This is a genomic window from Actinomadura roseirufa, assembly GCF_900659635.1.
Taxonomy (GTDB): Bacteria; Actinomycetota; Actinomycetes; order Streptosporangiales; family Streptosporangiaceae; genus Spirillospora; species Spirillospora roseirufa.
On sequence record NZ_CAACVB010000396.1, the window covers coordinates 1 to 5,324 of the forward strand.

General features: G+C 73.4%; 5 protein-coding genes. 1 reads left to right on the forward strand and 4 read right to left on the reverse strand.

Annotated elements, in window-relative coordinates; all coding sequences use genetic code 11:
- Positions 1 to 1,122: phytoene desaturase family protein (locus tag E1291_RS42810; RefSeq protein ID WP_165495502.1), on the forward strand; the 1,122-nt coding region annotated here is incomplete at its 5' end.
- Positions 1,123 to 1,143: 21 nt separating this feature from the next.
- Here the strand turns inward: E1291_RS42810 and E1291_RS38680 are convergent.
- The 4 genes from E1291_RS38680 to E1291_RS38695 form a co-directional block, all read right to left on the reverse strand.
- Positions 1,144 to 2,322, reverse strand: coding sequence for an ABC transporter ATP-binding protein (locus E1291_RS38680; RefSeq protein WP_131742994.1), 1,179 nt, complete (start codon positions 2,320 to 2,322; stop codon positions 1,144 to 1,146).
- 9 nt (positions 2,323 to 2,331) lie between these two features.
- The gene (locus tag E1291_RS38685; RefSeq protein WP_131742995.1) at positions 2,332 to 3,162 is read right to left on the reverse strand and encodes a carbohydrate ABC transporter permease; all 831 of its coding nucleotides are present in this window, start codon (positions 3,160 to 3,162) and stop codon (positions 2,332 to 2,334) included.
- Entirely contained in the window at positions 3,162 to 4,112 is a 951-nt protein-coding gene (locus E1291_RS38690; protein WP_131742996.1) for a carbohydrate ABC transporter permease, read from the reverse strand. The genes E1291_RS38685 and E1291_RS38690 overlap by 1 nt, the downstream gene beginning before the upstream one ends.
- The coding region (locus E1291_RS38695) for an ABC transporter substrate-binding protein (protein WP_207401175.1) at positions 4,109 to 5,324 on the reverse strand (1,216 nt) is incomplete at its 5' end. The genes E1291_RS38695 and E1291_RS38690, both read right to left, overlap by 4 nt.

A 5,324-nucleotide genomic window follows, 5' to 3' on the forward strand; every position in this document is an offset into this window, starting at 1 on the left:
CTGCGGTCGCTGCTGGCGCCCGTCCGGACGCTCGGCGAGCGGGAGTTCACCGGGCCGGGCGGGCCGCTGCTGCTCGCCGGGTCGGCGCTGCACACCGACGCGTTCCCGGAGACCACGGCGGGCTCGGGGTTCGGCTGGCTGCTGGCGATGGCAGGCCAGAAGTACGGCTGGCCGGTGCCCGAGGGCGGCGCGGGCGAGCTGACCGCAGCGCTCGTGCGGCGGCTGGCGGCGCGCGGCGGACGGGTCCGCTGCGCCACCCCCGTCACCTCGGTGGTCGTCCGCGGCGGGCGGGCGCTGGGCGTGCGCACCGCGGACGGCGACGCGGTCCGCGCCGTGCGCGCCGTCCTCGCCGACGTCCCGGCGCCCGCGCTGTACGGCGGGCTCGTGGACTGGGCCGACCTGCCCGCCGGGCTCCGCGCCGACGTCGGCCGATTCGACTGGGACCACGCGACGTTCAAGGTGGACTGGGCGCTGTCCGGCCCGATCCCCTGGACGTCCCCGGACGCGGCGCGGGCCGGGACCGTCCACCTGTCCCCCGGCATGAACGCGCTGACCGAGTACAGCGCGCAGCTCGCGTGCGGGCGCGTCCCGTCCGAGCCGTTCGCGCTGCTGGGCCAGATGACGACCGCCGACCCGGCCCGCTCCCCCGCCGGCACCGAGTCGGTGTGGGCCTACACGCACGTCCCGCGGCGGGTCACCGGCGACGCGGGCCCGGACGGGATCACCGGCGTGTGGGACGAGCGGGAGGCCGCGGCGATGGCCGACCGGATCGAGGGGATCCTGGAACGCCTCGCGCCCGGTTTCCGGGACCGGGTCCTCGCGCGGCGCGTCATCACCCCGCCCCTGTTCGAGCGGCACAACGCCTCCCTCGTGGACGGGGCGCTCAACGGCGGCACCGCGCTGGCGCACCAGCAGCTCGTGCTGCGCCCGGTGCCCGGCCTCGGCCGCGCCGAGACGCCCGTCGCCGGGCTGTACCTGGCCTCGGCGTCGGCGCATCCGGGCGGCGGGGTGCACGGCGCCTGCGGCGCCAACGCCGCCCGCGCCGCGCTCGCGCACGACGGGCCGGGCGGGCGGCTGCTCGGCCCCGGGCTCACGGCGCTGCGCCGCCTGCTCGTCCCCTGACGTCCGGCGCCGGGCGGTCCCTCAGGTGTCCTCGGTGAGGTTCAGGCCCGTGTCCGGCTCGAACAGGTGCACGGCGTCCGGGTCGTACTCCAGCTCGAGCGGACGGCCCTCGTGGGCCCGCGACCGCGGGTCCAGCCGGGCGATGAGCTGGGCGCGGCGGTGGACGGGCCCGCTGCCCTGGAACGCCTCGGCGAGGTGCGCGGAGTCGATCGCGCCCTCGGCCTCCAGGTCGAGGTAGGCGAACTTCTCCGCGCCGAGCGACTCGACGATCTCGACGCGGCCGGTGAAGGTGCGGACGTGCTCGGCGGCGTCGCCGTGCCGGGCGAGCCGCGCGTCCTCGAAGGTCTCCGGCCGGATGCCCATGATCACGCGGGACGGGGCCCGGTGCGCCTCCAGCGCCCGCCGGACCCGCGCCGACAGCGGGATGGTGCCGAGGACGGTGCGCAGCCCCTCCCCGGTGATGTCGGCGGGCATGAAGTTCATCGACGGGGAGCCGATGAAGCCCGCCACGAACAGGTTGTGCGGATGGTCGTACAGCTCCTCGGGCGTCCCGACCTGCTGGACGACGCCGCGCCGCATCAGCACGATCCGGTCGCCGAGCGTCATCGCCTCCGTCTGGTCGTGGGTGACGTACACGGTGGTGGTGCCGAGCTGGTGCTGGAGGCGGGAGATCATCGTGCGCATCTGGACGCGGAGCTTGGCGTCGAGGTTGGACAGCGGCTCGTCCATCAGGAACGCCTTCGGGTTGCGGACGATCGCGCGGCCCATCGCGACGCGCTGGCGCTGCCCGCCCGACAGGTGCGCGGGCCGGCGGTCCAGGAACGGCTCGATGCCGAGGATCCGCGCCGCCTCCTCGATCTTGGAGTGCGCCTCCTCCTTGCCGACCTTGGCGAGCCGGAGCGGGAAGCCGATGTTCTGCCGCACGGTCATGTGCGGGTACAGCGCGTAGGACTGGAACACCATCGCGATGTCGCGGTCGCGCGGCGCCCGGTCGTTGACGCGCACGCCGTCGATGAGCAGCTCGCCCTCGCTGATGTCCTCCAGCCCCGCGATCATGTTGAGGGTGGTGGACTTCCCGCACCCCGACGGGCCGACCAGGATGATGAACTCCCGGTCGGCGATCGTCAGGTCCAGGTCCTGGACGGCGGTGGTGCCGTCCGGATAGCGCTTGGTCACCCCGTCGAGGACGATCTCAGCCATGGGTCCCTATCACCCCTTCACGGCTCCGGAGGTCAGGCCGGCCACGATCCGGCGCTGGAACAGCAGCACGAACAGCACGATCGGGATCGTGACGACGATGGCGGCCGCGGCGATGGACCCGGTCGGGTCCTCGAACTGCGAGCTGCCGGTGAAGAACGAGATGGTGGCCGGCGCCGTCCGGGCCCGGCTGGACGACGTCAGCGAGATGGAGAACAGGAAGTCGTTCCAGCAGACGATGAACGCCAGGATCGCGGTGGTCACCACGCCGGGCGCGGCGAGCGGGACGATGACGAGGCGGAACGCCTGCAGCGGCGTCGCGCCGTCCATCTTCGCCGCCTTCTCCAGGTCCCACGGGATCTCCCGGAAGAACGTCGAGAGCGTGTAGATGGTCAGCGGCAGGGCGAAGGTGATGTACGGCAGGATCAGCCCCGGCCAGGTGTTGAACAGCCCGAGCGCCCGCTCGATCTCGAACAGCGGGGTGACCAGGGAGATCTGCGGGAACATCGCGATGAGCAGGGAGAGCCCGATCACCAGGCGGCGGCCCGGGAACGCCAGCCGCGCCACGGCGTAGGCGGCCATCGTGCCGACGACGATGGCGATCAGCGTGGCGATCAGGCCGATCCCGATGGAGTTGACGAGCCCGTGCAGGAAGTCGCCGTTGTCGAAGATGCCGCGGTAGTTCGACAGCGTCCACTCGTCGGGCCAGAACCTCCCGTCGGGGATCGTGCGCGGGGTCTTGAAGGACAGCGCGGCGATCCACGCGACCGGGATCAGCGCGTACAGCAGCACCGCCAGGTCCAGGAGGCTCCAGCGGACCACGCCGGCCGGGGTCCGGTCCATCAGCGCCGCCCCGCCGCGTCCGTGCCGGGCGCGGAGGTGCCGAGCACCTTGACGAACACGAACGCGATGACCGCGACGGTCAGGAAGATCAGCACCGACATCGTCGAGCCGATGCCGAGGTTCAGCCCGCCGATGAGGTTGTGGTAGGCGATCACCGACACCGAGCCGGTGTTCTGGGCGCCGCCGGTCAGCACGAAGATGTCGTCGAAGATCCGGAAGGCGTCCAGGGTGCGGAACAGCAGCGCGGCGAGGATCGCGGGCCGCATCAGCGGCACCGTGATCCGGGTGAAGCGCTGCCAGGCGGTGGCGCCGTCCATCGAGGCGGCCCGCAGGGCGTCCTCCGGGACGAGCGCGAGGCCCGCCATGAGCAGCAGCGCCATGAACGGCGTCGTCTTCCAGATCTCGGCGAGCACGATGATGCCGATGGCGGGCCAGTGCTCGGTGAGCGGGGCGTTGCCCGCGGGCAGCAGCCGCGCCAGCCAGCCGGTGCCGGGCGTCCACGCGTACTTCCAGCCGTAGGCCGCCGCGACCGTGACGATCCCGTACGGGATGAGCACGAGGGTGCGGACGAGCCCGCGGCCGACGATCGTGCGGTACATCACCAGCGCGATCGCCATGCCGAGGACCAGTTCCACGGCCACGCTCAGCACGGTGATCAGCGCCGTCACCGCGAACGCGTTCCACCAGAAGCGGCTGGTCAGCACCGTCCCGTAGTTGTCGAACCCGATCCACGCCTTGCGGCCGGGGAAGCGCAGGTCGTAGCGCTGCAGGGACAGCAGCACCGAGTAGACGATCGGCCAGCCGGTGACCAGCAGCATGACCAGGGCCGCGGGCGCGCACAGCCACCAGCCGAGCCGCCGTTCGGAGCGGCGGTTCGCGCTCGGCGAGGCGCGCCCGGGGCCGCCGCCGAGCTCCTCCCAGGCGGTGGCCCTCGTGATGCCGGAGGTCATGGCAGCACCCCCTTGCTCTCCAGCGCGTCCTGGATCAGGCCGCGCAGCCGGTCCAGCGTGCGGGGCGGGTCGATCGAGCCCGGCGGCGACAGGGTCACCGCCGTGATGGTGGAGACGTTCTGGTAGGTCGGGGTCCGGGGACGCGGCGCGGCGGTCCTGAGCGCGTCGAGGATCGTGCGGCGCATGGGGTAGGCCTCGGCCATGCCCTCGGCGTCGTAGACGGACTCGATGGCCGGCGGGAGCCCGTCCTTCACCGCGGCGATGTGCTGGCTGCCCGGGTCGCGCAGGCACAGCGCCGCGTCGAACGCGGCGCCGGGTTTGGTGGAGTAGCGGCTGACCGCGTAGTTCGACCCGCCGAGGGGCGCCCGCCCGGGACCGCTGATGCCGGGGTAGGGCGCCCACTTGAAGTCGGCCAGCCGCTTCGGCCGGGTCGTCGCCATCGACGCGTACACGAACGGCCAGTTGATCTCGTAGGCGCCGCGGCCGGCCTCCACGGCGAGCCGCGCGTCGTCCTCGCGCGTGTTGGTCATCGACGGGTCGGCGGCCTTGGAGCGGGCGAAGTCGCGCATCGTCCGCAGCGCCGTCAGCGCGGGCGGCCCCAGGTCGACCCGCTCGCCGTTCGGGGTGAGGACGTGCCCCCCGGCGGACTCGACGAGGCTGTTGAACCACACGGTGAGACCTTCGTACTGCGCGCCGGTGACCTCGCCGTAGTGGGGCTTGCCCTCGTCGGCGAGCCGCGCCGAGGCCGCCATCAGCCCGGCCCACGTGGACGGCGGGGACGGCATGAGGTCGGCGCGGTACCACAGGAGCTGGACGTTGGTGTTGGACGGCGCCGCGTACAGCCTGCCGTGCCAGACGGCGGTGCCGAGCGGCCCGGGGAGTGTGCCGGCGCGGGCCTCCCGCGCGGCCGGGCCCGTCCACTCGCGGATCCAGCCCGCCTGGGCGAGCTCGGCCGTCCAGGTGACGTCCAGGCCGAGCACGTCCAGGCCGCTGTCGGCGGCGGCGAGCCTGCGGACGAGCTGCTCGCGCTGGTCGTCGGCGCCGCGGGGCAGGATGTTCAGCACGATCCGGTACCGGCCCCTCGCCCGCTCGTTGCAGCGCCGGACGATCGAGCCGAGGTGCTCCTGCGGCGCGTTGTACAGGTTGACGACGCGGGAGCCGGACCCGCCCGTCCCGCAGCCGGCGGCGAGGGACGCCGCGAACGCGGCGGCC